This is a genomic window from Sphingomonas sanxanigenens DSM 19645 = NX02, assembly GCF_000512205.2.
Classification (GTDB): Bacteria; Pseudomonadota; Alphaproteobacteria; order Sphingomonadales; family Sphingomonadaceae; genus Sphingomonas_D; species Sphingomonas_D sanxanigenens.
Map to the genome: position 1 here is coordinate 1,006,895 of NZ_CP006644.1, position 23,351 is coordinate 1,030,245.

20 protein-coding genes are annotated in these 23,351 nt (G+C 68.6%); 4 read left to right on the forward strand and 16 right to left on the reverse strand.

What is annotated here, in order from left to right; translation table 11 throughout:
* Positions 1-15 precede the first annotated feature (15 nt).
* A complete protein-coding gene (locus NX02_RS04800; protein WP_025291059.1) occupies positions 16-1,896 on the forward strand; it encodes an AsmA family protein in 1,881 nt (626 codons plus the stop codon).
* A 61-nt stretch (positions 1,897-1,957) separates the two neighbouring features.
* Positions 1,958-3,298: a BNR repeat-containing protein gene (locus NX02_RS04805; protein ID WP_025291060.1), complete on the forward strand. Its 1,341-nt coding sequence runs from the start codon at positions 1,958-1,960 to the stop codon at positions 3,296-3,298.
* Positions 3,299-3,322: 24 nt separating this feature from the next.
* On the opposite strand, the gene NX02_RS04810 is transcribed toward NX02_RS04805, so the two are convergent.
* The 5 genes from NX02_RS04810 to NX02_RS04830 all read right to left on the reverse strand — a co-directional run bounded on the left by NX02_RS04810 (position 3,323) and on the right by NX02_RS04830 (position 7,291).
* Positions 3,323-4,054 (reverse strand): SDR family NAD(P)-dependent oxidoreductase, encoded by a 732-nt coding sequence (locus tag NX02_RS04810; protein ID WP_025291061.1) that lies wholly within the window; start codon positions 4,052-4,054, stop codon positions 3,323-3,325.
* A 74-nt stretch (positions 4,055-4,128) separates the two neighbouring features.
* Positions 4,129-4,626 carry a cytochrome P460 family protein gene (locus tag NX02_RS04815; protein ID WP_025291062.1) on the reverse strand — a complete coding sequence of 166 codons (498 nt, stop codon included), beginning with the start codon at positions 4,624-4,626 and terminating at the stop codon, positions 4,129-4,131.
* On the reverse strand, positions 4,623-5,651 hold the full coding sequence (locus tag NX02_RS04820) for an alpha/beta fold hydrolase (protein ID WP_342671297.1): 1,029 nt from the start codon (positions 5,649-5,651) through the stop codon (positions 4,623-4,625). The genes NX02_RS04815 and NX02_RS04820 overlap by 4 nt, the downstream gene beginning before the upstream one ends.
* A 36-nt stretch (positions 5,652-5,687) precedes the next feature.
* Positions 5,688-6,656 (reverse strand): quinone oxidoreductase family protein, encoded by a 969-nt coding sequence (locus NX02_RS04825; protein WP_025291064.1) that lies wholly within the window; start codon positions 6,654-6,656, stop codon positions 5,688-5,690.
* A gap of 68 nt (positions 6,657-6,724) precedes the next feature.
* Positions 6,725-7,291, reverse strand: a complete 567-nt coding sequence (locus tag NX02_RS04830; protein ID WP_025291065.1) for a TetR/AcrR family transcriptional regulator — start codon at positions 7,289-7,291, stop codon at positions 6,725-6,727.
* Positions 7,292-7,542: 251 nt separating this feature from the next.
* Between NX02_RS04830 and arr the strand changes: the two genes are divergently transcribed.
* Both arr and NX02_RS04840 read left to right on the forward strand, forming a co-directional pair.
* The gene (arr, locus tag NX02_RS04835; RefSeq protein WP_039997119.1) at positions 7,543-7,947 is read left to right on the forward strand and encodes an NAD(+)--rifampin ADP-ribosyltransferase; all 405 of its coding nucleotides are present in this window, start codon (positions 7,543-7,545) and stop codon (positions 7,945-7,947) included.
* Positions 7,948-8,061: 114 nt separating this feature from the next.
* Positions 8,062-8,367, forward strand: coding sequence for a DUF1905 domain-containing protein (locus NX02_RS04840; RefSeq protein WP_025291067.1), 306 nt, complete (start codon positions 8,062-8,064; stop codon positions 8,365-8,367).
* Here NX02_RS04840 and NX02_RS04845 read toward each other — a convergent pair.
* From NX02_RS04845 to NX02_RS04895, 11 genes are all read right to left on the reverse strand, one after another.
* A complete protein-coding gene (locus tag NX02_RS04845; RefSeq protein ID WP_211258286.1) occupies positions 8,364-8,987 on the reverse strand; it encodes a hypothetical protein in 624 nt (207 codons plus the stop codon). The two genes, NX02_RS04840 and NX02_RS04845, sit on opposite strands and share 4 nt — an antisense overlap.
* A gap of 167 nt (positions 8,988-9,154) precedes the next feature.
* Positions 9,155-11,236, reverse strand: a complete 2,082-nt coding sequence (locus tag NX02_RS04850) for a TonB-dependent receptor domain-containing protein (RefSeq protein ID WP_025291069.1) — start codon at positions 11,234-11,236, stop codon at positions 9,155-9,157.
* 314 nt (positions 11,237-11,550) lie between these two features.
* Positions 11,551-13,605: an alpha/beta hydrolase family protein gene (locus NX02_RS04855; RefSeq protein WP_025291070.1), complete on the reverse strand. Its 2,055-nt coding sequence runs from the start codon at positions 13,603-13,605 to the stop codon at positions 11,551-11,553.
* 194 nt (positions 13,606-13,799) lie between these two features.
* Positions 13,800-14,288 carry a GNAT family N-acetyltransferase gene (locus tag NX02_RS04860; protein ID WP_025291071.1) on the reverse strand — a complete coding sequence of 163 codons (489 nt, stop codon included), beginning with the start codon at positions 14,286-14,288 and terminating at the stop codon, positions 13,800-13,802.
* 170 nt (positions 14,289-14,458) lie between these two features.
* Entirely contained in the window at positions 14,459-14,695 is a 237-nt protein-coding gene (locus NX02_RS04865; protein WP_025291072.1) for a hypothetical protein, read from the reverse strand.
* Between the two features lie 111 nt (positions 14,696-14,806).
* Positions 14,807-15,496 carry a glutathione binding-like protein gene (locus NX02_RS04870; RefSeq protein WP_025291073.1) on the reverse strand — a complete coding sequence of 230 codons (690 nt, stop codon included), beginning with the start codon at positions 15,494-15,496 and terminating at the stop codon, positions 14,807-14,809.
* 62 nt (positions 15,497-15,558) lie between these two features.
* Complete coding sequence (locus NX02_RS04875) at positions 15,559-16,839, reverse strand: NAD(P)/FAD-dependent oxidoreductase (RefSeq protein WP_025291074.1); 1,281 nt, start codon at positions 16,837-16,839, stop codon at positions 15,559-15,561.
* Between the two features lie 146 nt (positions 16,840-16,985).
* Positions 16,986-20,018 (reverse strand): TonB-dependent receptor, encoded by a 3,033-nt coding sequence (locus NX02_RS04880; protein ID WP_025291075.1) that lies wholly within the window; start codon positions 20,016-20,018, stop codon positions 16,986-16,988.
* A 92-nt stretch (positions 20,019-20,110) separates the two neighbouring features.
* Positions 20,111-21,064: a FecR family protein gene (locus NX02_RS04885; protein WP_025291076.1), complete on the reverse strand. Its 954-nt coding sequence runs from the start codon at positions 21,062-21,064 to the stop codon at positions 20,111-20,113.
* 1 nt (position 21,065) lies between these two features.
* Positions 21,066-21,566: an RNA polymerase sigma factor gene (locus tag NX02_RS04890; protein WP_025291077.1), complete on the reverse strand. Its 501-nt coding sequence runs from the start codon at positions 21,564-21,566 to the stop codon at positions 21,066-21,068.
* Between the two features lie 255 nt (positions 21,567-21,821).
* Positions 21,822-23,351 carry a DHA2 family efflux MFS transporter permease subunit gene (locus NX02_RS04895; RefSeq protein ID WP_025291078.1) on the reverse strand — a complete coding sequence of 510 codons (1,530 nt, stop codon included), beginning with the start codon at positions 23,349-23,351 and terminating at the stop codon, positions 21,822-21,824.

A 23,351-nucleotide genomic window follows, 5' to 3' on the forward strand; every position in this document is an offset into this window, starting at 1 on the left:
TGTAAGGACCGCTGGATGGAAGCCACCGCCCCGGACGTGCGGCGCAGGAACTGGCGCAAGATCGCGACCTGCTCTGCCGCCGTCGTGGCGATCCTGCTGCTCATCGCTTTCCTGGCGCTTGCCATGTTTCCCTGGGGGCTGCTCAAAGGCGTTGCCGAGCGGCGGTTGAGCGACCGCATCGGCAAGCCGGTGACGATCGGTGCGCTCTCCCGCGAGGGCTTCTTTTCGTTTCATCCGACCTTGCGCCTTGGCGACATCCGCGTGCCCCAGCCCGCGCGGGTGCCGCGGGCGGCGGGTCTTGGGGATCTGGCGCGGATCGGTGCGGTGCGGATGCGGGTCTCGATCCCGGCGCTGATCATGGGCGGGTCGGCGGTCGAGACGCTCGAACTCAGCGGCGCCCGCATCGACCTCTATCGCGCGGCGGACGGCTGGAGCAACTGGTCGGGCGCGCCGGACAGGCGGGATGGTTCGGCATCGCGCTCGGCGCTGCGGACCCTGATCGTGCGCGACAGCCGCCTGCGCTATCATGACGACAAGCAGAACCGGCGGTTCGATGCCGCGGTCGCGGTCGATGGCCGCGGGCTGCGGATGTCGGGCACCGGTGCGGTACACGGCCATGCGGTGACCGTCGCCGCCCGCGGCGCGCCGATCCTCGATCATCCCGATGGCAAGGCCTGGCCCTTCTCAGCCGCGATCGAGGGCAAGGCGGTGGGCGCCACGCTGAAGGGCACGATGCCTGCGCCGCTCGATGTCGCGCACCTGCGCGGGCATGCGACGGGGCACGCGATCGATCTCGAGGTGCTCGACGCGATCATCGAGGCCGGGCTGCCGGCGACGCAGCCGGTGACGATCTCCGCCGATGTCGTGCGCGACGGGCGCGACTGGACGATCACCACGCTCGACGGCCGCATCGGCCGGTCCGATATCGCCGGCCATGCGACCGTGCTCAAGCGCAACGGTCGCACCCGGATCGATGGCGTCGTGCGGGCGCGGCGGTTCGACTTCGACGATCTTTCCTCCGACGAGGGGCGCCGGGCAGCCGCCGCCAAGCGCCGCCGCTTCGGCGAGCGGCTGATTCCCGACACCGCGATCGACCTTGCGCGCCTCGCCCGCACCGACGGCAAGCTCAGCCTGCACGCCGATCGACTGCTGTGGCCGGGATCCTCGCCGTTCCGCTCGCTCGACCTCGAACTCATGCTCGACCGCAGCCGGCTGACGCTCGATCCGGTCCGGATGGGGCTCGATCACGGCACATTGTCGGGTAGGCTGGTGGTCGATCAGCGGCAGGGCGGGCCGGTGCTCGCGGTCGATGTGCGGCTGGCGGACGCGCGGCTGATCGATTTCGTGCCGGATACCGGCGCCGATGGCCATCTGATCGGGCGGATCCGGCTCGCCGGCCCCGGCGTCACCGTGCGGCAGGCGATCGGCCGGTCGCGCGGGTCGGTGGCGCTGGTCGCGACCGACGGTACCCTGCCGGCGCGCACCGCCTCGCTGCTGGGGCAGGATATCGTCAAGGGGGTCACCGTCGATGAAGGCAAGCAGGCGGTGCTGCGCTGTCTCATCATCCGGCTGAACGTGGCGGGCGGGGTGGCGCGGCCCGACCCGCTGCTGATCGACACCTCCCGCGCGCTGACCCGCGCCGGCGGCAGCATCAACCTTGCCGACGAGCGGCTGATGCTCGAACTGCGGGGGCTGCCCAAGGCGCGCGCTTTCCTGCGGCTGCAGGGGGCCGTGCCGATCCGCGGCACGATCAAGGCGCCCGACGTTCAGATCCCGGCGGAGGCGAAATCGGCCAGGGGCATATTGAAGATGATCGGCCGCGCGATCGGCGGCAAGGACCGGGAACTGGCACAGGATGCGGACTGCGCGGCGCTGACCCGCGCGACGATGCGCTAGGGAAGGGGGGAGAGCGGCCACGGCTTTGCATCCCCCACCGGCACCCCCTACGCTCCCGCATATGCTGTTCCGCCTCGCTGTCGCCGTCGCCCTCTTCACCGCGACGCTCACCGCACCCCTCGCCGCGCAGGCCGCCGACGGCTGCGGCGCCGAAGCCGCACCCGCGCGCGGCGCGACCGTTTCCGCGATCGACCGCGTCTGGTCCGGCCATGCCGCGCGTTTCGCGCTGGTCGTCACGGATACGCGCATCTTCGTCGGTTATTATGATGCCAACCGGCAGCTCAGCATCGCGGCGCGCCCGCGCGACGCCGATGACTGGACCTACCACAAGGTCGACAGCTGGCTGGGGTGGGACAGCCATAATTCGATCGCGATGGCGGTGGACGAGGCCGGCCAGCTCCATGTCGTCGGCAATCTCCACCGCGATCCGCTGGTCTATTTCCGCACCACCGGCGCGGGTGACGTCCGCACATTGCGCCGCGAGGCGGTGATGGTGGATGCCGCGCGCGAACGGCGGATGACCTATCCGATCTTCCTGCGCGATGCCGAACGCCGGCTGATCCTGAAATATCGCGACGGCGGCAGCGGCAACGGCAATGAGATCTACAATGTCTATGACGCCGCCGCGGCGCGCTGGCGCCCCTTGCTGCAGACGCCGCTGACCGACGGCGAGGGCAAGCGCAACGCCTATTTCATGGGGCCGGTATCCGGGCCCGATGGCCGTTTCCACATCGCCTGGGTGTGGCGCGACACGCCGATGGCGGAGACCAACCATGATCTCTCCTACGCACGCAGCACCGATCTCGTGCATTGGGAACGGTCCGACGGGCGGCCGCTGGCGCTGCCGATCCGGCTCGACGCGGCGGAGATCGTCGATCCGGTGCCGGTGAAGGGCGGCATGATCAACAACAACACCGTCATCGGCTTCGATCCGGCCGGGCGGGTGATGATCAGCTATCACAAGTTCGACGCCGCCGGAGACACGCAGATCCACGTCGCCCGGCGCGATGCGAAGGGCTGGACGCGCGCCCGGGTCAGCGACTGGAAGGGGTTCCGCTGGGATTTCGGCGGCGGCGGTTCGCTCGACAGCCGGCTGGTCGTGGAAGGTGCGCGGCCGGTGGGCAAGGACCGCATCTGCGTGCCGGTGATCCGCGACGGCAGGCGCATCGACTTCCTGCTCGATGCCGCCACGCTCGAGCGCGTCGCCGAGCTGCCGGGGCAGGCGATGGCGGAACGTCTCGCCGGGCGGGTGGCGGTGCCGGCGGGAATGCAGCTCAACAGCGTCGAGGATCCCGGCGGCAGCGGCATCCTCCTCGCCTGGCCGACGCGCCCGCCTCACCGCGATCTGCCCAGCGAGGACATTCCGGAGCCGACCGTGCTGCGGCTGCTGGTGCCACGCTGAGGCGGCACCGGGCTGCCCTTCGCCTCAGAGCGTAAAGCCGCCGTCGATCGTCACGCTGCTGCCGGTCATGTAGCCGGCTTCATCGCGCAGCAGATAGGCGACGAGGCCGGCGATCTCGGCGGGGCTGGCGACGCGCTTCAGCGGGCTGCGTTCGGCGAGCAGATCGAGCGCGCCGGCATTGAGATCGGTGTCGGTGGGCCCCGGCTGCACATTGTTCACGGTGATCGCGCGGGGCGCGAGATCGAGCGCGATGCCCTTCACCATCGCTGCCACCGCTGCCTTGGTGAACTGATAGATGCTGGCGCCGGCCATGCCGGTGCGGATCGCGACATTGCTGCCGATCGTCACCACGCGTCCGCCATCGTTCATCGCGCCGGCCGCGGCCTGGATGGCGAGGAACACGCCACGCACGTTGACCGCGAGCATCGCATCCAGATCGGCCAGTGTCGCGGCGTCGATCGGCGCCATGCGGAACAGCCCGGCATTCACGATCGCCGCGTCGATCCGCCCGAACCGCTCGACGGTGCGCGCGACGGCATCGGCGATCTCGCCCGGATCGGCGCTGTCGGCACGGATCGCGAGCGTGGTGCCGCCATCCGCATCCACATCGGCGGCCAGCGCCTGCGCGGCGGCCTCGCTCGAAACAAAGGTAAAGGCAGTCCGGTAACCGCCGGCCGCCAATCGTTTGACGATCGACGCGCCGATCCCACGCGATCCGCCGAACACCAGCGCAACCTTCTCATGATTCTGCTGCAAGATATCTTCCTTTCTTGATCGTCTGTTCCAGAATGGGACGTGCGGAGGCGCTGGGGGAATCGCCCTCAGCCGCCTCAGCGCGCGTAGCGGGTGAACACCCAGTCGCGATCAGCCACGCGCGCGTCGTGGCAGGCGAAGCAGGCGCGGTGCTGCGCCTCGTCCACGGGGCGCCCGCCAATGAAGCGGCCGAAGCCCCAGCCGCCGCTGTCGCGATAGCGCGCCGCATCCTTCACCATCACCTGCACGGTGGTGGCTTCGCCGGGGACCGTCGCCGAGGCGAAGTCTGCCGACTGCTGGCGTTTCCACGCCAGCTTCACCAGCACCGCGCCATCGGGGAAGGGGCGGGTGCCGCGGCGGAAGGCCTCGGCCGCCACGGGATTGCCGAGGACGACGCGCAACTCGTCGAACGGCGCATCCTCGGTCGCGGGGGCGATGAGTTCCCAGCCGCGATACCCTTCGGGAATCGACACGCCATAGATCGGCGCGGTGACGGCAGGCGCGTGCGCGGACGGGGCGGCGGCGCCGGCCAGCAGCGCCGCCCCGCCTAAGAGGAACAGGCGCGCGCGCGTCACGACCCAGCCATCCCGTCGGCATCGATGATCGCGCGGGCGAAGTCGCGCGGCGCCTCCTGCGGCAGGTTGTGGCCGATGCCGCCCGTGCTCAGCCGATGCTGATAGGGGCCCTCGAAGCGCTTGCGATAATCCTGCGGCTGCGGGTGCGGGGCGCCATTGGCGTCGCCTTCCAGCGTGATCGTCGGCACCCGGATGGCGGGGAAGGCAGCCAGCTGCCTTTCGAGCGCGTCGTAGCGGGCCTCGCCCTCGGCTAGCCCGAGCCGCCAGCGATAATTATGGATCGCGATCGCGACATGATCCGGATTGTCCAGCGCCGCCGCCGATCGCGCGAAGGTGGCGTCGTCGAACGCCCATTTTGGCGACGCGGTCTGCCAGATCAGCCGCGCGAAGGCGTGGGTGTTGGCGGCATAGCCCTGCCGCCCGCGCTCGGTGGCGAAATAGAACTGATACCACCAGGCACGCTCGGCCTCCGGAGAGAGGGGTTTGACGTTCGCCGCCTGGCTGCCGATCAGATAGCCGCTCACCGAAACCAGCGCGCGGATCCGCTCCGGCCGCGCCACCGCCAGAATGCACGCGGTGCGCGCGCCCCAGTCGCAGCCGCCGACGATCGGGTTGTCCAGCCCCAGCGCGTCGATCAGGTCGATCGCATCCTGCGCGAGCGCCGCCTGCTGGCCGTTGCGCGGGGTGGCGTCGGCCAGGAAGCGGGTGGGGCCATAGCCGCGCAGGTGCGGCACGATCACGCGATAGCCTGCCGCGGCGAGGATCGGTGCGGCATCGGCATAGGTGTGGATGTCATAGGGCCAGCCATGCAGCAGCAGCACCGGCCGCCCCTTGGGCGGCCCCATCTCGACATAGGCGATGTCGAGCACGTCGGTGCGCGCATGGCGCGGCGTGCCGAAGCCCTGCTGCCGGGGCGTGGCGGCGGTCGCGGACGACCGCTCCGTCGGCAGTATCAGCGCGGCGGCGGCGCCCGAGACGGCGGAAGCGAGGAAGGCGCGGCGTTGGAGGGTATCGTCAATCGGCATGGTCATGTCCTTGGGGGGCTCGGGGAGGGCGTGTGATCAGGGGATGAGCAGGAGCTTGCCGGTCGTGCGGCGGCTCTCCATGTCGCGATGCGCCTGTGCGGCTTCGGCCAGCGGATAGGTGCCGCCGATCTCGACGGCGATGCGGCCGGCCGCGATCCAGTCGAACAGCTGGCCGGCGCGTTCGCGCAGCAGCGCGGGGGTGGGGATGTGGTCGAAGAATACCGCATAGCCCAGCTTGATGCTCTTCGGCAGGCGCATGATGTCGATCGGGCCGGGTCCGCCCAGCACCGGTCCATACCAGCAGAAGGTGCCCGACCGGCGCAGCGACGCCAGCGATCCGGCGAAGGTCGCAGGGCCCGATCCGTCGAACACCACATGCACGCCCTCGCCATCGGTCAGCGCCAGCACCGCGTCGGCGAAATTGCCTTCGCTCTCGACGATGACATGGTCGGCGCCCGCGCACCTTGCAGCCTCTACCTTGGCATTGGTTGACACCCGCCCGATCACGCGGCCGCCGCGCAGCTTGACGATCTGCGTCAGCCACTGCCCGAGCCCGCCGGCGGCGGCGTGGACGAGCGCGACCTCACCCGCCTGGGTCGGGTGGAAATCGGTGGCGAAATGGCTGGCGGTCAGCCCCTGCATCATCGTCGCCGCGGCGGTGCGATCGTCGATCGCCTCCGGAATGCGCACCAGCGCGTCGGCAGGCACCGCGATCCGCGCCGCATAGCTGCCCGGCGCATAGACCCACGCCACCCGGTCGCCCACCGCGAACTCGCTGACGCCAGCGCCCGTCGCCAGCACGCGGCCCGCGCCCTCCACGCCCAGTATCTTGGGATTGGGCATATCGCCCCAGGCGGTCCCCTGGCGCACGCCGATGTCCATGAAATTGACGCCGGCCGCCGCGACCTCGATCAGCACCGCGTCAGGTGCGGGCACCGGATCCGGGCGCTCCACCACCGCCAGCACGCCGGCATCGCCGGTCTCCCGCATCGTCACCGCCAGCATAGTCATTCTCCTTTATTGAACGATCATTCCAGAATTGAGCAAAAAAAGGGCGAAGCCGAGGGCAGCCTTCAGCGCAGCGCCCTTTTGGTCATCTCGCCCAGCGCGCGCATTTGCGCGGGCCCTGCGCCCGCGCGCGCGGCGATGCGGATGCCGGCGAAGCTGGCGACCATGTAGGTAGCAACGGTATCCGGATCGATATCGGCGGCGACGTCGCCCTGTTCCTGCGCCGCCTCGACCTGCGCGATCACCGCCCTGCGCAAAGCCCGATCCGCAGCGCCGCTGATCTCGGCCAGTTCGGGGCGCGAGCAGCCGAACTCGGCGATCGATCCCACGCCCAGGCACGGCAGCGCTGCATCGGCGACGACGCGGTCGATCATCGCGTGCAACCCCTCGATCGCGCGTGCGCCCGAGGTCATCGCCGCACGATGCGCGCCGATCTCATCCTGGCTGTAGCGCCGCAGCGCGCGTTGATAGAGCAGCCATTTGTCGCCGAACGTGTCGTAGAGGCTCTGGCGCCCGATCCCCATCGCATCGACCAGCATCTGCGCCGACGTGCCCTCGAAGCCATGTTCGCGGAACACGCCGATGGCAGCGTCCAGCGCGGCATCCGAATCGAAGCTTTTGGGTCTCGCCATCCCGATCATCTAATCGTTATGGAACGATCATTCAAGATAAAACGGAACTGTGTCGACAATCGCACGCGCCAAGCGGCGCAGCCGTCCGTCGAGGGCGGCGGGTTGAATCTCACGGGATGGGGCGACGGGAGGGCGGCAGGGCGCCTCTTCCCACCATCATTGTCTAACCCATGACCGGGCTTGCGGCAAGCCGGGGGTCCGGGTGCATGAGCCTTGCCCTCGATTCGTTTCACGAGAGGGATAGCATCGCGATGACACAGGATCAGGGCAGCCTTTTCTATCACGGCACCCGCGCCGATCTCCGCGAGGGGGATCTGATCGCCGCTGGCCACGCATCCAACTTCGGGGCGCGCAAGCCGGCCTCGTGGGTCTATCTCACCGGCACGCTCGACGCCGCGATCTGGGGCGCCGAACTGGCGCAGGGCGAGGGGCGCGGGCGGATCTATATCGTCGAGCCCACCGGCCCGATCGTCGACGATCCCAACCTGACGGACAAGAAATTCCCCGGCAACCCGACCCGATCCTACCGATCCCGCGCACCGCTGCGCGTGACCGGCGAGGTGCTGGAATGGCAGGGACATTCGCCCGAACGATTGCGGGAGATGCGGGACGCGCTGGCCCGGCTGCGGGCGGAGGGTGTGGAAGCGATCGACTGAGGTGACGGCCGGTCTTTTCTTCTCCGAACTCTGCTCGGGGAGGGGACCGCGCCTTTTCCCGGTCAGCGCGACGCGATACGAACCGGCATCGCGCAGCAGAGAGGCGGGGCGGCGTTGGACGACGACTTCACCTTCGAGGGCCCGATCATCCATTGGCGCGGGCCGGCGCCCTTCTTCTTCGTCGCGGTGCCGGCGGATCTCGTCGATGCGATCCGGCACGCGGCACGGTCGCTCAGTTACGGCTGGGGCGTGGTGCCGGTGGCGGCGCGGATCGGGGATGCGCCGGTGTTCGGCACCTCGCTGTTTCCGCGCGACGGCGGCTATCTGCTGCCGCTGAAGGATGCGGTGCGGCGGCAGGCAGGGGTGGAACTCGGCGATCCGGTGTCGATCAGCATGCGATTGGGCAAGCTGAAATCCTAGACCGGCTCGGCCGCGATCACATAGTCATGGCCGTGCCGAAGCCCGTCTTCAGCCTCCACCATCTCCAGCCCACGGGCGCGCAGCGCCTCGCCGCGGGCGGTCATCGCGTCGGCGAGGGTGCGGTCTTCGAGGCGGGCGAGGCGGGGCGCGCACATGTCGATCTGGCCGTTGACGAAACGCGCCTTGTAGCGGATCGGGAAGTGTTTGCCGGCGAGGATCCGGAAACCCGCCGCTTCCAGCTGCGCGGTCACCCAGCCCATCGGATATTCGCGATAGGCGCGCTCGCCGGCGAGCATCAGGCAGGCATCGCGGAAGCGGCCGATTTCCCACACCATGCGGCCCGCCGGCGTCGCCGGTTCCTCATGCACATAGGGCTCGAGCCCGGTGAGGTAGAGCCGCCCGCCGACATGCGGGCGCAGGCGCTTGAACAGCGCCTCCTGGAAATAGGGGGCGAAGCCCTCGATCGCGCCCAGCAGATAGTCGGCGAGCACGGTGTCGAAGCGTTCGCCCGCGAGCAATGTCTCGTCCGCCCAGTTGGAGACGATCAGCCGGTCCTGCGTGCGGCGGACCGATGCCACCGCATCGCGCACCTGCACCGCATGGCCGGTGGCACCCGTCACCGCGACCCAGCGGCTGGTGTCCAGCGCGGCGATCCATCCGATCGAATGCGTGCCGGTGCCCGCATCGAGGAAGGATCCCCAGGGCGTGTCGCCCTGGAGATCCTCGATATGGCGGAACAGGGCGGAGGCGGTGCGCGCCGGGCCCGCCCCGGTAGAAGCGCCGCTCCTCAGAACGCCGTCCTCAGCCCGAACACCAGGTTGCGGCCGCGCAGCGGCGCCGCGTCGCGGATGAACGAGGCGTGGTTGAACGCCAGCTCGTTGGTGAGGTTGGTGGCGCGCACGAACAGCTCCGCATTGGCCGCCTGACCGAAGTCGAGGCGATAGGCGATGGTCGCGTTGACCATGTCATAGCCCGGCGTCCGCGTCTCGTAGGAGGCGGTCTTGTCCTGCTCGAACACATGATAATATTCGGCATCGAGCGTGAAGCCGCCGATATGCGCGTCGGCGCGCGCGCCCAGCCGGGCCGCCGGGATGCGCGGGAGGTTGCCTAGATCGTCCTTCAGCTTCGCCCGGACATAGTCGCCGAACGCGGAGGCGGCGAACTGGGGCGTGAACTGGTGGCGGATCTCGCCGTCGATGCCGGTGAAGGTCGCATCCGCGCCGCGATAGCGGATCAGGCGGAAATCCTCGAACTGGTCGAGCGTCTCGGCGAAGATATAGTTGTCGAATTCCTGATGATAGGCGCCGATCGTGAAGGTCGTTGCACCCGTTCTCTTGCGGAAGGTCAGGTTGATCGAGTGCGCGGTCTCCTCGTCGAGCGAGGCCTGCGTGCCCAGCCGGCTGTTGCCGGTGATCAGCCCCAGCTCATAGGTGTTGGTCGCCAGGTGCACGCCATTGGCATAGAGTTCCTGAGCGTTGGGTGCGCGCTGCGAGCGGGCGAGCGACAGCGCCAGCGAATAATCGCCATTGATGTCCCAGATTGCCGCGCCGGACGCGGAGAAGGGGTTGTGCCTGATGCCGGGATAGAGCGATCCGGCCGGCTCGATCTCCTGCCATTCCTGCCGCGCCGCGAGTTCGAGGCGGACGGCGCCCAGCGGCAGGGTTTCCATCAGGAACAGCGCGGTGTTGGTGGTTTCGGTATCGAGCAGGAAGGCTTCCTCGCCGATCGCGCGGAAGTCGCTTTCCCAGCGCTGCACGCCGAACACGCCGCGCAGGCCGGCGATCGGCTTGTGCGTCAGTTCGAAGCGCAGGTCATAGCCCTTGTTGCGGAAGGTCGTCGCGACCTCGTCATGCTCCAGCTCGTCATGCTCATAGTCGGTGAAGGCGAGGCGGAAGCGCATCTTCTCGAAGCCGGGCAGCGGATCGCGATAATCGCTGCGGATGTCGAAGCGCTGACTGCGCAGCTTCACATAGGGCACGTCCTCATGCTCTTCCTCATGATCATGGTCGTGATCATGATCCTCTTCCTCATGGTCGTGGCCGCCGCAGTGCAGGCTGGCGCCGTGCGGGTGGCAGCCCTCATAGTCGTGGCTGTGCCCGGGCAGGCCATATTCGCTGCGCTGGCGGGTATAGGCGACGCCGAGATAGCCGTCCGCGCCGATCCACGACGCGCCGAGGCTGACGGTGGAGGTGTCGTTGTACGACCCATCGACATGGCGTTCGCCGAAGCCCGAGGGGACGCGATAATCGTCCGACCGGCGATAGACGCCCTCGGCGCGCAGCGCGATCTGGCCGACGCCCGCGGTCACCCCGCCCACCACCGTGCGCTCGTCGTCGGCGGTGCCCAGCCGGCCCTCGATCGCGCCGGAAATGCCGCCGTCGGGCAACGCGGTCGGCACCTTCTGGTCGATCAGGTTGACCGCGCCGCCGATCGCGCCGCTGCCGTACAGCAGCGTCGCGGGGCCGCGCAGCACCTCGATGCCGCTCAGCAGCAGCGGTTCGGTGACGATGTTATGGTCGGGCGAGATGGTCGAGGCGTCCTGGATCTGCGCACTGTCGCTCAGCACCTGCACGCGCGGCGCGGCCTGGCCGCGGATCACCGGCCGGCTGGCGCCGCCGCCGAAATTCTCGACATTGATGCCGGGCTGGCCGGCGAGCGTTTCGCCCAGCGTCGCCGCGCGGCGATGGATCAGCTCCTCGCCGGTCAAGCTCAGCACCGGCGTCGCCGTTTCGTCGGACCGCTGTTCCAGCGCGGATGCGGTGATGACGATATCTCCCTCCGTTCGATGGCTGCCGGCCTGTGCCGCAGCGACGCCCGGAACCGCGGCAATCGCCGACGCCGCGCACAGGAAATGAACTCGATTTCTCACGCCTGACCCCTTTGTGTTGGATGCGGGGTCTCTTAGGGCAATGTTATAACGTTACTCAATGTGGCGCGAGCGCGGGGAAATGCTTTGTAATGTTTGCCCCTTTTTTCCTCCCCGGCGCGCAACGCCGGGGAGGGGAACCGCCAGCCGCAGGCTGGTGGTGGAGGGGTCGGCTCGGACCTGATCGGCCACACCGCAGCATGATCATTTACATCGGCGCCGGTCCCTCCACCACGCGCTGCGCGCGCGAGTGGGGTTGGATTGCCCCCATCTCGCTCCCTCCCCGAGCGGAGCTCGGGGAGGATAAGGGAGTGTCCTTACTTCCTGTCCGTCCGGTACCGGTCGAACCACGCGAGGATCGCCGACGCTTTCGCCGCCGACTGCGACGGCCGCGCGGTGAAGCCGCCGTGGCTGGCGCCGGTCACCTTTACCAGCGCGGTCGGCACGCCGCGGATCTGCAGCGCCGCATAATATTGTTCGGACTCGCTGACCGGGGTGCGATAATCCTCGCTGCCGACCACCACCAGCGTCGGCGTCTTGACGTTGCCGACGAGGCTGAGCGGCGAACGCGCCCAATAGCTCATCGGATCTTCCCAGGGCTGCTTCCGGAACCAGTAGCGCGAGGTGAAGCCGCTGGCGTCCATCGTCAGCGCCTCGCTGATCCAGTTGATCACCGGCTTCTGCGTCGCCGCGGCCTTGAAGCGATCGGTCTTGCCGACGATCCAGCTCGTCAGCACGCCGCCGCCCGATCCGCCGGTGACGAACAGATTGTCCGGGTCGGCAACGCCGGTGGCGATCGCGGCGTCCACCGCGGCGATCAGGTCGTCATAATCCTCGCTGGGGTAATTCTTGTCGATCAGGTTGGCGAACTCGGCGCCGTAGGAGGTGCTGCCCCGCGGGTTGGCATAGACCACCGCATAGCCCGCCGCCGCGTAGAGCTGGTAATCGGTCGCGAACACCGGGGCATAGGCGGTGTGCGGGCCGCCATGGATTTCGAGGATGGTCGGCACGCGCCTGCCGGCGACATGGCCCGGCGGCAGCACGATCCACGCATCGATCTTGCGGCCATCCTTTGCGGTCACCGCCAGCGGCTCGACGCGCGCCATCGCCTTGCCGGCCATCAGCGTGTCGTTGAGGCGGGTCAGCCGCCTGCCGCCGACATAGACGTCCGCCGGGCGGGTGGGGTCGCTGCTGGTATAGGCGATGGTCCCACCGTCCGAGACGGAGAAGCTGCCGCCGGTATAGGGCCGGTCGAGCCCGCCGCCGGCGAGGTCGTCGGCAACGACGGTCAGTCGCCCGTCGAGCGTGATGCGGGCGACCTTCTTCTTCGCATGATCGTCATAGGAGACATAGAGGCTGCGCCCGTCCTTCGCCCACGCGACCGTTTCGATCTCGCGGTCGAGCGCGGCGGTCAGCGGGCGGACATTGCCGCCGTCGCGATCCATCACATAAAGCTGCGTGACGGCGTAGCTGGTATATTTGTCGTCGAAGCCGAGATAGGCGATGCGCTGCCCGTCGGGCGAGACCGCGGGCGAAGCATCGGGGCCGTAGCGGCTGGTCAGCTTGGTGAGCGTGCCGCTGGCGATATCGACGCTGTAGATGTCGCTGTCGTTGAGTTCGCGTTCCCAGTCCGCGCGGCGGTTGGCGGCGAACACGATGCTGCGCCCGTCACGCGACCAGGAGAGCGGCCCGAAATCGTCGAACGCGCCGGAGGTGATCTGGCGCGGGCCGCCGCCATCGGCGGAAACGATGAAGATATGGTCGTTGCCCGGCTTCAGATAGCCGCCGCCGTCGGCGCGATAGGTGACGCGGTCGATCACCTCCAGCGGTTCGGCCCATTTGGCGCCTTCGGGCTTGGGCGGTGCGCTGCCCAAGGTCGTCGGGGTGCCGGGCACGCGCATCGTGTAGGCGATCCGGCTGCCGTCGGGCGACCAGGCGATCGCCTGCGGGCTGTCGGGCAGGCCGGTGATCCGCGCGGTCTCGCCGCTCGCCATCCAGCGCACATAGAGTTGCGGGGCGCCGCCCTCGCCGGTTGCGACATAGGCTAGGCGGCGGCCGTCCGCTGACCAGCGCGGGCTGAAATAGCTGCCCGTCCCCGCCGCCAGCGGCTCCTGCGCGCCGGTTTTCACATCGACCAGCCAGATCGTCTGGCGCATGCGATCCTGCATCACGTCGCCCGAGCGGCGGACATAGGCGATGCGCGTGCCATCGGGGCTGATCTGCGGATCGCTGGCCTGTTCCAGCGCGAACAGGTCGCTGCCGGTGAACAGGCGCGAGGGCGCCTGCGCGGCGGGCGCGGCCGGTGGTTGCGGCTGGGCGAGGGCGGCGGTCGCGCTGCCGGCAAGCAGCAGGGCGAGCGTGATGCGGAGCATGGAATTCCCCTTGTTCATTGTCGTTGTAGGGGAATCTGCCCGGACGGCGGTGCGTGGCAAGCGCAAATCGACGGACCGCGTGGGGAGGTTTCGAGCCGACTGGGGGCCGTGCCGGACGATGCCGATGGCAGCGCTCTTCTCCTGCGGCGCAACCACGCGAGCCGGGCCGGTGCCAGCGGGCGAGGCCATTGCGCTCAAAGCCGCCGGAACATCACCAGTGCGTCCACCATCCCCTGCGTCGGATGCGCGAATGCGGCGGGCAGCCGGCACAGCGTCTCGAAGCCGAAGCTCTCCCACAGGCGCACCGCGCGCGCGTTGGTGGCGATCACGAAGTTGAACTGCATCGCGCGGAAGCCTTGCGCGCGGGCATGGTCGATCGAGTGCGCGCACATCGCGCGGGCGACGCCGCGGCCGGCCGCATCGGGGGCGGTGGCATAGCCGGCATTGGCGACGTGGCGGCCGCCGCCCTGTTGGTTGGCGCGCAGATAATAGGTGCCGAGGATGAGGCCCGCATCCTCATCTGCGGCAACGAAGGTCTCGCGGTCCGCGCTCAGCCAATAGGCGAGCGCGTCCGCCCGGCTCATGTCGCGATCCAGCGCATAGGTTTCGCCGGCGCGGATATGGGGTTCGATGATCGCCCAGACGGCGTCTTCATCGCGGGCGTGGGCGCGGCGGATCTTCATCCGCCGCCGTTATCCCGCCGCCCCTTGCGGGGAAAGTCCTCCCTTACGGGAAAACGGCGCCGCGGGGGGCGACGCCGTTCCCTGCCATGGGAGGCAACACGACCGCGGGCTGAGTTCCGCAATCGTGATCACTCGGCCGGGCAGCGCCGTTCCGGGCGCCGCCCTTGCCCTTACATCTGGTTCGCGTCGATGGCGTCGGCCGCAGCGTCGCCCTCGTTGCGGACCGCGTCCGCCTGGTTCTCGAGCGCGTCTTCGCCAGCCTCGGTGGTGGCGTTGTCGGCCATTTCCTCGATATTGTCGGCGACCGCCTCGGCATTGTCCTCGACATTGTCGGCCGGCTCGCTCTGGCAGGCGGCAAGGCCCAACGTCATCACAGCCATCGCGGTTACCATCATCGACTTACGCATAGTCACTCCCTCTGTTGCGCGAGGCCAGGAAATCCCGGGGCCTTCGCTGGCCGAGGGGATCAATGCGCGGCGACGCAGGTGGTTCCGAAACGACCGAAAACGATTGGCGGATCAGGGCTGCTTGCCGAACAGCATCGCATGTTCCTCCGGCGTCAGCGGCGCGTCGCGACGGCCATAGCGCGCATCCTTGTCGCGATAGGCGCGCTCGACCGCCGGGCGTGCGGCGATGCGATCGAACCACGCCTGGAGGTTGGGATGGTCCGCGAGCACCATCTTGTGGTTCTCATACGGCACGATCCATGGATAGCAGGCCATGTCGGCGATCGAATACTCGCCCGCCAGATAGTCCCGCCCCGCCAGCCGCCGGTCGAGCACGCCATACAGGCGCGCGGTCTCGCTGGTGTAGCGGTTGATTGCGTAGGGCACCTTCTCGGGCGCGTAGATGTTGAAATGGCCGTTCTGCCCGGCCATCGGCCCCAGGCCGCCCACCTGCCAGAACAGCCATTGCAGCACCTCGGTGCGGGCGCGGGGCGCGGCGGGCAGGAAGCGGCCGGTCTTCTCCGCCAGATAGACGAGGATCGCGCCCGATTCGAACACGCCGATCGGCTCGCCGCCATCGGCGGGGGCATGGTCGAGGATCGCCGGGATGCGGTTGTTGGGGGAGAAGGAGAGGAAATGCGGGTCGAACTGCGCGCCCTTGCCGATGTCCACCGGCACGATCCGGTGTTCCAGCCCCGCTTCCTCGAGAAAGATGGAAATCTTGAGGCCGTTGGGGGTGGGCCAGCTGTAGAGGTCGATCATGCCATGCTCCCTGATGGATCGCCGTCGGGATGTAGGGTCTGGCGCCGATCTGCCAAGCGGCGTCAGTGCAGCTTGAGCCGGCCCGACACGCGGCGGTGGAGCAGGCGGGACAGCGCGAGCAGGATCGTGCGCCGCGTGCCGATGATCGCGCGGTGATGGTCGAGGTGCAGCGCCATATAGGCCCATTTGGCGATCAGCCCTTCGATCAGGAAGTTCGCGCCGGCGAGCCCGCCCATCAGCGATCCGACGCCACGGTCGCCGCCCAGCGAGACCAGCGAGCCGCGGTCGCGATAGACATAGGGGCCGGGGTCTCGTTCCGGCCGGCCGAGCGCGCGGGCGAGATATTGCGCCTGTTGCGCGGCGGCCTGCGCACGCGCGGGCACCGGGCGGCCGTCCGCGCCCGGCGCTTCGGCGCAATCGCCCATGGCATGGATCCCGGGCACCGAGGTGCGCAGATGATCGTCGACGACGAACTGGTTGAGACGGCCGGTCTCCAGTCCGTAGTCGCGATTGGTATCGGGCGCCTTCACCCCTGCGGCCCAGACGATCAGCTCGGCGGGCACCGGCCCCTGGCTGGTCTCCAGCCGGTCGGCATGGACGGCGGCGACCTTGGCGTCGGTCAGCAGGCGGACGCCCTTGGCGGTCAGCGCGCGCGCCGCCTTGTCGGAAACGCGCTCCGGCAGGCCGCCCAGGATGCGCGGCGCCGCCTCGACGATCGTCACGTCGAGCGCGAAGCGCTGCGCCTCGGTCAGCCCGGCGGAAAGCTCGTCATGCCCCTCGATCAGTTCGGTCGAAAGCTCGACGCCGGTGGCGCCCGCGCCGACGATGGCGATGCGCAACGTGCGCTCGTCGGAATAGGCGGCGGCGAGGAAGGCGGATGTCAGCCGGCGGTTGAATGCCTCGGCATCCGCGACATTTTCCAGCAGATAGGCATGCTCGGCGGCACCGGGCGTGCCGAACAGGTTGGATCCGCTGCCGATCGCCAGCACCAGCGTGTTGAAGCGCAGCGACCGCGGCGGCACCAGCACCGCGCCGTCATCGTTGCGGATCGCGCCGAGCGCGATGGTGCGCGCCTGCGGATCGAGGCCGATGAGGTCGCCGAACGCGAAGCTGAAATGGTTGCGCCGCGCCAGCACCGGGTAGGAGAGCCCCTCCTGGTGCGAATCCAGCGATCCGGCGGCGACCTCGTGCAGGCTGGGCTTCCAGAGGTGGAAGATCGACCGGTCGATCAGCAGCACGCGCTGCCGGCCCTCGTTCCGCCCGAAGCGCCGGCCGAGGCGGGAGGCGAGCTCGAGGCCCCCGGCGCCGCCGCCCACGATCACGATATCCGCTGCGTCCGCCATGCCGCCTCCCTCGCCGGGTGAACCCGCGCAGGTCATGCAGCATTGGCGGGCGGTTGCAAGGGCGTGGAAGGCCGTTGGGACGTCCTTTTGCGGCGCCGGCGATTTCCTCCCCGGCGCGCAGCGTCGGGGAGGAGAGGTTCGAGCGATCAGAACTTCGCGCGGACGCCGAAATTGACCGTGCGGCCGAAGGTGTGGATCTCGGTGAACTCGGCCTTGGTGCCCGCGAACGACACCTGGCGCTTGTCGAGGATGTTCACCGCCTGCACGAACGCCTCGATGTTGGGCCGGATCTGGTAGCTCGCGCCCAGATCGACGATGCCGAAGCCCTTCTGGTAATAGGCGACGACGTCGTCGGGCGTCGGCAGCGAGGTCACCAGCGCGCCCGAGTCCGTGATGTAGTCGCTGCGATAGGTGTAGCTGACGTTGATCTCGAACGGCCCCGTCTCGAAGAAGGGGGTGATCGAATAGCTCACGTCGGATACGCCCTGGATGCCCGCCGACTGCAGGCCGACACCCGCGCGATCCAGTTCCAGCTTGGTGGTCGCGAAGGTCGCGGTCGCGGTCACGCCGAGGCCGAAGGGCAGCTTGTTGGTATAGCCGAACTCGACGCCGGAGATCTTGGCATCGCCGACATTGGTGGGCGTGGCGACGAGGATGTCGACGGGCAGGGTGGTGCCGTCGCGGACCGCGAACGCCAAGGTCCGCGTCTCGAAGTCGGACGCGACATAGTCGCTGATATCCTTGTGGAAGGCGGCGACGGTGAAGGCGCCGAACTTGCTGAAATACCATTCGAACGACGCGTCGAAGTTCCACGACGTGTAGGGCCGCAGGTTCGGATTGCCCGCCGACGCCTGGAGGTTGAGCGTGGGATCGTTGAGCGCCGCCGCGCCCTCGTTGAAGATGCTGGTGACGGTGACGCTGTTGGTGTTGATCGAGTTGCGCAGCTCGGACAGCGACGGCCGCGTCATCGTCCGCGCGATGCCCAGGCGGAGCTGGACATTGTCGGTGAAGCGGAAGGTGGCGTTGGCGCTGGGCAGCCATTCCTCGTAGGTCGCTTTGGTCGTCACCGGCGTCACGTCGGTGGTCACGCCGCCGGCGCCGTCGGGCACCGCCGACACCGTCGTGCCGCGCACGTCGGTTTCGGTCCGTACATAGCGCACGCCGAGATTGCCGGTCACCGGCACGCCGCCCATCGTGGATTCGAAATCGACCCGGCCGTAGCCCGCATAGATCTTCTCGCCGATCCGGTAGGAGTTCTGGAGGTCGGCCGCGGTCGGTTCGAGGTCGTAGGCGCTCGGGTTCACGCCATCATATTCGCCGGCGAGAACATAGGACTGGTTGAACAGATCCCAGTCGACATTGGTCCAGGGCTGGCGGTTGACGATCGACTGGTCGAAGGCGTTGCCCGGCACCGGATAGGAGAGGAAGTCGCCGGTGCGCTGCACGCCGTCGCGCAATACGGTCGTGGCGCGATCGCGGCGCTGATAGTCGCGGTAGCGGTCCGATGCCTGGCCGCCGAAGCGGATGCGGGTGACGGTGAAGCCGCCGATGCCGAAATCGGTGTCCCGCGAGATGTTGAGGATGGCGGTCTTGTCCTCGTCCTCCGAGTTGATCGGGCGCACCGCGAAGCTCTCGAACGGCATCAGCGACGGATCGGTGAGGTCGAGATCGGTGTAGAGCGAGGTGACGCGGCCGTCGCCGACGACATCGCCGCTGAAATCGAAGGTCAGATTGCCGCCGCGGCCGCTGGCGGTGCGATATTGCACGCGCTGGATCGGCGTATCGAGGTCGCTGCGCGCGCGGGCGTAGCTGAAGCGCGGCTCGATATGCCAGCCGCCCAGATCCAGCTTCACCGTGCCGTTGAGCTGCAGGTTCTCGTGCGACTGATCCATATATTCGGCATAGTTGCGCACGCGCGCGCCGCGGATCGTGCCGGCGACCAGCCGGCCATCCTCGACCACCGCGGTCGACAGGTCGAGGCGCGAGAGCTGGCTGGGGATGTAATAGGTCAGCCGCCGCTCGGTCGTCTCGTTGTTGAACTGCGAATAGAGGCCGTCGATCTCGATCTCGAGGTTGGCCGCCGGCCGCCACTGCATGTCGACCACGGCACTCAGCCGCTCGCGATTTTCCAGCTCGAGATAGGGCTGGGCATCGCCGGGCACGCGCACGGTGCCGAGCCCCTCGATCTCGGCATCGTCCCAGCCGAGGCGCAGGCGATCGAACTGCACTTCGCGCTTGGTGTAGGATATGCCGCCGAGGATGCCGAAGCTGCGATCGGCACTGCGCCAGCCCGCGGCGATCGAGCCGTTGGGGTTGAAGGTGTCGGTGCGCTCCTCATAGCCGCCATAGGCGCTGGCGGCGACGAACGAGCCGCGGTCCAGCGGCTTGGCGAGGCGGATGTCGACGGTGGAGCCGACGCCGCTCTCGACCAGGTCGGCAGTGGGCGATTTGATCACCACCACGCTGTCGATGAGTTGCGCTGGCAGCACCTGCAGGCGGAACTGGCGGCCGGACTGACCCGAGTTGCGGATATTCTCGTTATAGGCGAGCGGCATGCCGTTGAAGGTCACCGCCTGGAAATTGGGCCCGAGCCCGCGCACGCTGATGAACTGGCCCTCGCCCGCCTCGCGGACGATGGTGACGCCCGGCACCCGCTGCAGCGCCTCGGCGACGTTGAAGGCGGGCAGCTTGCCGATGTCGGCGGCGACCACCGCGTCCGAGATCGAGTCCGCGTTGCGCTTGACGTCGAGCGAGCGCTCGACACCGTCGGAGAAGCGCGCGGTGACGACGATGTCTTCCCCCGGGGGCGCGTCATCGCGGGCGGTCGACGGCGTTTGTCCGGCCGCCGCCGCCTGAGGGCGCACGATCAGCGCGCCCGTCCCGTCGCGCACCACGGTCAGCGGCTTGCCCGCGATCAGGCGGCGCACCGCCGTCTCGGCGTCGAACTCGCCGGCCAGCGCCGGCGCGGTCAGCCGCTCGACGGCGCTGCGGGTGAAGAGGATGTCGTTGCCGCTCTGGCGGGCAAGCTGCTCCAGCGCCCGGTCCATCGGCTGCGCGGCGATCGAGATGCGCACGCGGCGCGCCATCGCCTGGGCCTCGGCGGCGGTGGCGACCGCCAGCGTCGAAAGCGTGAGCGCAAGCGCCGCCGATCGGCAAAGCTGCCGTTTCAGACTCGTCATGATCTTGATGTCCCCGTGTCGCGCTCCTCGCGAGCGCTCGCCCCCTCGACGATGGCGGCGGGCATTTCCTCACCCCCCGCCATGAAAAAAAATCAGTCGGCCGCGGAAATCCGGATCGCATCCCCGTCCGCCGCCACCCGCACCGGCAGCAGCACCGCCAGCGAGCGCGCGAACGCTTCGGAATCGCCGACGCGGTAGACGCCGCTCAGCCGCAGGTCCGCGACCCTGGGATCGGAGACGACCAGCGCGCGCGTGCTGTAGCGGTTCATCTCGGTGGCGGCCTGCGCGATCGTCTCGTCGCGGAACGCCAGCCGGCCGCTCTGCCAGGCGATCAGGTCGTCAAGCTCCGGCTGGTCGAGGCGATCGGGCCGCCCCTCCGCCATCGCGATGCGCGTGCCCTGCGCAAGCGGCACCGGCGCAGCTTTGCCGGTCACATCCGGCGCGTCGATCCGTGCGCTGCCCTGGATCGCGGTCAGCGCCACATCGTCGCCATCGCGGCGCAGGTCCAGCCGCGCCGCCGTGGCGATCACCCGCCGTTCCCCCGCCTCGATCACGAAGGGGCGGGTGTCGCGGGCGATGTCGAGGTCGATCCGGCCGGTGGCGAGCGAGAGCGTGCGCGCCGCGCTGCCGGCGCGGAAGCGGATGCGGGTGTCGGTATCGAGCATCACCCGCGAGCCGTCCTCCAGCACCAGGCGGCGCTGCTCGCCGATGCCGGTGCGGTAGACGCCGGCATAGGCCCGCTGCCAGCCCAGGCCCAGCCCGCCGGCGACGAACAGCGCGCCGCCGCCCGCCATCACCGCGCGGCGCGAAAGGCGCGCGGCGGGGGCAGGCGCCGGCGCCTCCCGCGCGATCGGCTGATCGCGCAGGCCGCCGGCGGCATCCCAGATCATCGAGGCGCGTTCGAACGCGCCTTCATGCGACGGATCGGCTTTCAGCCACGTGCGAAACGCGGCCTCGTCTTCGGCCGCGCGATCGTCCGCGTGCAGTCTCGCCAGCCAGTCCGCCGCCTGCCGGTTGATACGCTCCGGCTCGCTGCGGAAGATCACGTCACCAATTCTCCATCCAATCGGCCAGATGCGCCATCGCCTTCGCGATGTGCTTCTCCACGGCGCTCTGGCTGATCCCGAGCTCCAGCGCGATCTCCCGATATTTACGGCCGTCGAGCCGGTGCATCAAGAAGATCTCCCGCGTGCGCGGGCTGAGCTGGGCGACGCCGCTGCGCAGCCGTTCGAGGCGATGGCGGGCGATGAGCGCTTCATCCTGCAAGGGGCGGCGATCGGCGATCGCGTCGGCGGCGGGCTCGGCGACCAGCGTCGATCCCATCCGGCGTTCGCGGCGATAGGCGTCGATCCCGCGGTGCGCGGCGGCGCGGGCCAGCAGCGCCGCGCTGTTCTGCGCCTGCATCTGCCGCTCCGTGATGCCGATCCAGGCATCGTGGAGCAGATCCTCGGCATCGTCGCGCCGCGTCATCCGCGCGATCTGGTCGCGCAGCCGCGCCCAGCCGAGCATCAGCGCCCCGTCGCGCGTCGAACCTTTCGTGCCACCCATCCCTTGCCGGCTAGAGGGGCTCGAATACGATTTGATGACAGATCCGGGGCGCGCCGATGACGCTCGCGCCGGTTTGTCGGTCGCCCGGAGCAATCTGATCCGTTCGGCCTGAGTAGCGGCTGAGCGAAGTCGAAGACGCGTATCGAAGGGCCTCACTCGGAGCCAAACCCTTCGATACGGGCCCCCTCGACCTCGCTCGGGACAGGCTTCGCCAAGCTCAGTCCCTACTCAGGGCGAACGGATCAATAGAACGCTCTAATGCGCCGCCGAGGTATCGACGTTGGGTTTCGGCTTCGGCGACAGCCAGATCACCGACGCCGCGAACAGCAGCACGAAGGCGCTGATCAGGAAGGTGTGATCCACCGCCAGCATCGTCGCCTCCTGATCGACGGTGTTGGCAATGATCTGCCGGATCTGGTCCATTCCGAAGCCCGCGCCCGAAAGGCTGGATTGCACCGCATCGGGCTGTAGTGTCGAGACGATCTCGCTGCGCGACACCTTCTGCGCATCTTCCCAGAAGGTCAGCACCACCGATGTCGCGATCGCGATCGCCATCGTCCGCAGGAAGTTCTGCAGGCCGGCGGCGGACGCGGTTTCGGACGGGTGGACCGCGCTCAGCGTGATCGTGGTCAGCGGCACGATGAAGAAGGGCATCGCGAAGCCCTGCACGAGCTGCGGCATCACCAGCGTCCAGAAGTCCGCCCCGCTCGTCCATTGCGAGCGCCAGACCGACATGATCGCCAGCCACAGCACCGCGCCGCAGACCATGATGCGCGGATCGACCTTGCCCACCATCCGCGCGGCGATGGGGGCGGTGGTGAGCGCCGCCATCGCCGTGAAGGCGGTGACGATACCCGCCATCGTCGCGGTGTAGCCCATCGAGGTCTGCAGCCATTGCGGGATCACGACGATGCTCGCGAAATAGGCCCCGAAGGAGAGCGCGAGCGCGAGAACGCCTGCCGTGAAGCCGCGATGTCGGAAGATCCTGAGGTTTACGATCGGATGTTCCTCGGTCAGCTCCCAGATGATGAAGGCGACGAAGCCGATGCCGGCGAGGATCGCGAGCGTCAGGATCATCGGATCGGCGAACCAGTCATGCTCGCGGCCGAGATCGAGCATGATCTGCAGGCAGCCGATCCAGAAGATCAGCAGCACCAGCCCGATGCGGTCGATCGGCAGGATCCGGCGATCCGTCTCCACCGGCTTGAGCAGCGCGATCGCCGCGAACGTGCAGATCGCCGCCACCGGCAGGTTGATGAAGAAGATCCAGTGCCAGCTCCAGTTGTCGCTGATGTAGCCGCCGATGATCGGGCCCATCGCGGGGCCCAGCAACGTCGTCATCGCCCACAGCCCCATCGCGCGCCCACGCGCTTCGGGCGGGAATATGCGCAGCAGCAGGGTCTGCGACATCGGCATGATCGGCCCGCCGCAGATGCCCTGCCCCAGCCGGCAGGCGACGAGCATGCCGAGCGTCGGCGAAAGCCCGCACATCACCGAGAAGAAGCCGAAGCCGACCATGCTGGCGATGAACACGCGCACCGTGCCGAAGCGCAGCGCGAGCCAGCCGGTCAGCGGCACGCAGATCGCCTCTGCCACCGCATAGCCGGTGATGACCCAGGTGCCCTGGCTGGGCGCGATGCCGAGATTGCCGGCGATGTGCGGCACCGAGACATTGGCGATGGTGAGGTCGAGCACCACCATGAAATTGCTGAGCGCCAGCACCAGCCCGGCGAGAAGCCGCCGGGAGGGTGCGATCAGCGTATAGCTGTCTGCCTGCTGGGGCAT